Consider the following 3,815-nt stretch of genomic DNA (forward strand, 5'->3'; position numbering starts at 1 on the left):
CTGGGGGAAAAGAACTGCGGTTAGTGAACGTACCGTGCATTCCTATATAAGAAATATCAGACATAAATTAAAAGAAGCAGGGTTTCCTATTGATTTACACTTAATAACTATTTGGGGTGTAGGTTATCGGTGGGATACCCATGGGTTAAATTCCGAAAATATAGAAGTGAGTTTTTCTGCTACTGAAAAGTAATAAAGGGGTACCTTCAGGAAAAACGTATTTACAACGTAATTACATAGGCCAATTCTCAACCGTTTAACTGAGATTTAAGCTTTTTTGTAGACTTTCAACTTCCTTTAACTATACAAATTTTTATTAGTGGATTTAAATTATTGGCTATTGAAAAATACGGCGATCAATAAAAGTCGCCGTATTGATTGAATAATTTATTTTTCAAATTAAGATGCCATTTTGCGACAAACTTCTGCACATTTAAAGCAAGATTCTGCGCACTTTTTGCAGTGTTCAGCATGGCTATGCTGTTCGCATATTTTCCCACACGCTTCACAAATTTCTGCACATAGACGACAAATCTGCTTAGCGACTGGGCTATCTGATTGCATTGCCTTTGCTGCTAACGCACAAATATCAGCGCATTCCCGATTAATGCGAATACATTCAGCCATCATTTTTACATCTTCTTCTTTTAAACAAGCATCATAACATCCATTACATGCTTCCATACATTCCAAACAGGCTTTGATACACTCTTCATATGACATTGTCATCTTAAAATCCTCCTTTGAATAATTAGGTCCTAATGGAATACAGAGTATTGTTTCCTAGTTGAAGTATTTTATCCTAACCATGACATTTTTTTCGTTTATTCGATTTAACACTCTATTTTACTTTTGGCAATATTCATCATAAGTTTGATGCGATTAAGCTGATTTACTTTGCTTATACTCGAATCATAGTCAATTGAAACAAGATTGGCATTAGGATAATCCTTTTTAATGGCGTTAAACATTCCCCTTCCAATTACTTGGTTTGGCAGACAACCAAATGGCTGCACACAAATCACATTTTCGACACCGGTGTCCATGAGTTCTGCAATTTCTCCTGGTAAGAGCCATCCTTCACCCATTTGATTTCCTAAACTTAAATAGTTTGATGCTTTACCTGCAATTTCAGTAATTTCCAATGGTGCTTCAAAGCGTTCACTCTCCAATAATGCAGTCCGTATTGGACTTCGGTAATATTCAATAAATTCAATCGCCACTTTGCCAAGCCCTGCATTTATTTTTGACATTCCAAAATGATCTGCTTTGAAGTTGCGATTATAAAGACCATATAAAAAGAAATCAATAAAGTCAGGAACAACGGCTTCTCCTCCCTCTTTCTCGATAATGTCGATAAGCTGATTATTAGCATAAGGGTGGAATTTAATAAGGATTTCACCAACAATACCAATACGTGGTTTGTTCATGGGCATTACATTAATCTGCTTAAAATCTTTTATCATCGAATGGACAACTTTTTTATATTCTCTCATTGAAAAGTATTCTAGCAATTCTTTACAGTGCTCTTCCCATTTATCATACAGTGCTTCAGAGGTCCCTTTTACTATTTCATATGGTCTGACTGCCAATTTTAATCTCATCAGGAGATCACCAAGACATGCAGCAATAACGAGTTTTTTTACCAACGGAAGGGTTACTTTAAATCCTGTATGATTGACTCCGTCTATTCCACCAGCATTCAATGAAAGGACCGGAACTTGAGACATTCCAGCACTTATTAATGCCTTTTTCAGAAGTGGTAAATAATTGGTTGCCCGGCATCCTCCACCAGTCTGTGACATAATAACGGCAGTCCGGTCTAAATCATATTCGCCACTTTTCAAAGCTGCGACCAATTGACCTATTGTAATAATAGCCGGAAAACAAGCATCATTATGAACATACCGTAATCCCTCTTCCACATCATGATTGGAGACTCTCTTAATAACCTTCATATGATAACCATGAAGTTGAAATGCTTTTTCAAATAGCGAAAAATGGGTAGGCAGCATCTGTGGAGCTAGAATGGTATAGCCTTCTTTCGATTCCTTAGTAAAAATCTCTTCGTGTCTTTTCTGCAAAGGTTTAACCTTTGCAGAAGCCACACCCGATTCTCTTTCATCCATGGCTGCCTTTAATGAACGAAGACGAATTCTGGCCGCACCAAAGTTACTTACTTCGTCCATTTTTATCCAAGTATATAGTTGATCATCTTCAGCCAAAATTTCTTCGACCGTATCCGTCGTAATAGCGTCAATTCCACAGCCAAAAGAAGTTAGTTGTAGTAATTCCAATTGAGGGTATTTTTTTACCACATCTGCAGCACGATACAAACGGGAATGAAAGGTCCATTGATTGACTGATCCTACATGTTTCTGCTCTGGAACAAGGTGTGCAATGGAATCTTCAGTTAAAACGGCCATTCCCAGGCGAATAATTTCATCCGGTAATCCATGATTAATGCCTGGGTCAATATGATACGGACGAGCCGCCATCACAATTCCCTTTTTATTTTCTTTTTCTAATTGCGCTACTACTTCTTCGCCACGCTGATGCAGCCATTCTATATATGCCATTTGTTCTCGTTCAGCTTCCTTTAAAGCTTGCTTAATTTCCAGTTTCGAAATATCCCCAAAACAAATGAACAATTCCTTCACAAGGGAAGTTGATTTTTCAATGGATAAAAATGGGTTTAAAAATTGAATATGATGTTCTGTAAATATTCTATCCATATTTACGCGAATGACTTCAGGGTAAGAAGCAACAATTGGACAATTATAATGGTTTTGTTGCATTTCATTTTCCTTCTTTTCATACACGATAGAAGGATAAAAAATTTTCTCTACTCCTTTTTCTATTAAGTTCATGATATGTCCATGAGTAAGTTTTGCTGGATAACAAACCGATTCAGATGGTAGGGTTTCTATTCCCTTTTCAAACATCTCTTTACTTGAATGGTCTGATAAAATAACTTCAAATCCAAGCTCAGTTAAAAATCGGTGCCAGTATGGATAATTCTCATAAAAGTTTAATACGCGAGGAATGCCAATCTTCCCTCGGTATGCAGCCGTCCCTGTTACACCTGTCCGATGGAACAAATGGTGTAATTTTTCTTTAGCCAAATTAGGTAAGGTACTTTTAACTTTTGGTTTTCCGGCACCCCGTTCACAACGATTTCCAGTAATGAATGTTTGTCTATCCGCAAAACGGTTAATCGTAAGTGGGCAGCGATATCCACAAAGTCCGCAGCGTCGATGCGTGGTAGTCACTTGAAATTCATGAAGACTTTCAGCAGGAAGAAGTGTCGATTCCTCCCCTACTTTTCTTCTTTGTTTAGAAAGTAATGCACTTCCATAAGCGCCCATCAGTCCAGCTAAATCAGGCCGAACGACTTCTCTTCCTGTCAATTTTTCAAAGGTTCTTAATACAGCATTATTTAAAAAGGTTCCACCTTGTACAACGATTTTATTTCCCATTTCGTCTGCTGATTTCAGTTTGATAACTTTATAAAGAGCATTCATGACAACTGAATACGATAAACCCGCGGAAATATCAGCAAGGCTTGCTCCTTCCTTCTGCACCTGTTTCACTTTTGAATTCATAAAGACTGTACAGCGAGATCCGAGATCTACCGGATTTTTTGCAGTTAATGCAAGTTGGGAAAAATCTTGAACAACCTGCCCTAATGTTTCGGCAAAACTTTCTAAGAATGATCCACACCCAGATGAACATGCTTCATTTAGAATAATCCGATCAATGATGCCATCCTTGATTTTAATACACTTCATGTCCTGTCCGCCAATATCAATGAT

The 3,815-nt window shown here is 37.5% G+C and carries 3 protein-coding genes; 1 reads left to right on the top strand and 2 read right to left on the bottom strand.

The window, feature by feature from the left end; all coding sequences use genetic code 11:
• Positions 1-193 (top strand): winged helix-turn-helix domain-containing protein (locus ADJ83_RS04235; protein ID WP_048717084.1); only part of this gene is annotated, 193 nt, incomplete at its 5' end.
• 206 nt (positions 194-399) lie between these two features.
• On the opposite strand, the gene ADJ83_RS04240 is transcribed toward ADJ83_RS04235, so the two are convergent.
• Complete coding sequence (locus ADJ83_RS04240; protein ID WP_031539133.1) at positions 400-729, bottom strand: four-helix bundle copper-binding protein; 330 nt, start codon at positions 727-729, stop codon at positions 400-402.
• A 104-nt stretch (positions 730-833) separates the two neighbouring features.
• A complete protein-coding gene (locus ADJ83_RS04245) occupies positions 834-3,815 on the bottom strand; it encodes an acyl-CoA dehydratase activase-related protein (protein ID WP_342585608.1) in 2,982 nt (993 codons plus the stop codon).

The sequence above is a fragment of the Bacillus sp. 522_BSPC genome (assembly GCF_001076885.1).
Classification (GTDB): domain Bacteria; phylum Bacillota; class Bacilli; order Bacillales; family Cytobacillaceae; genus Niallia; species Niallia hominis.

Excerpts from the sequence above, each read along its gene's own strand:
- ADJ83_RS04240 (WP_031539133.1), bottom strand. The coding sequence starts at position 729 with ATGACAATGTCATATGAAGAGTGTATCAAAGCCTGTTTGGAATGTATG.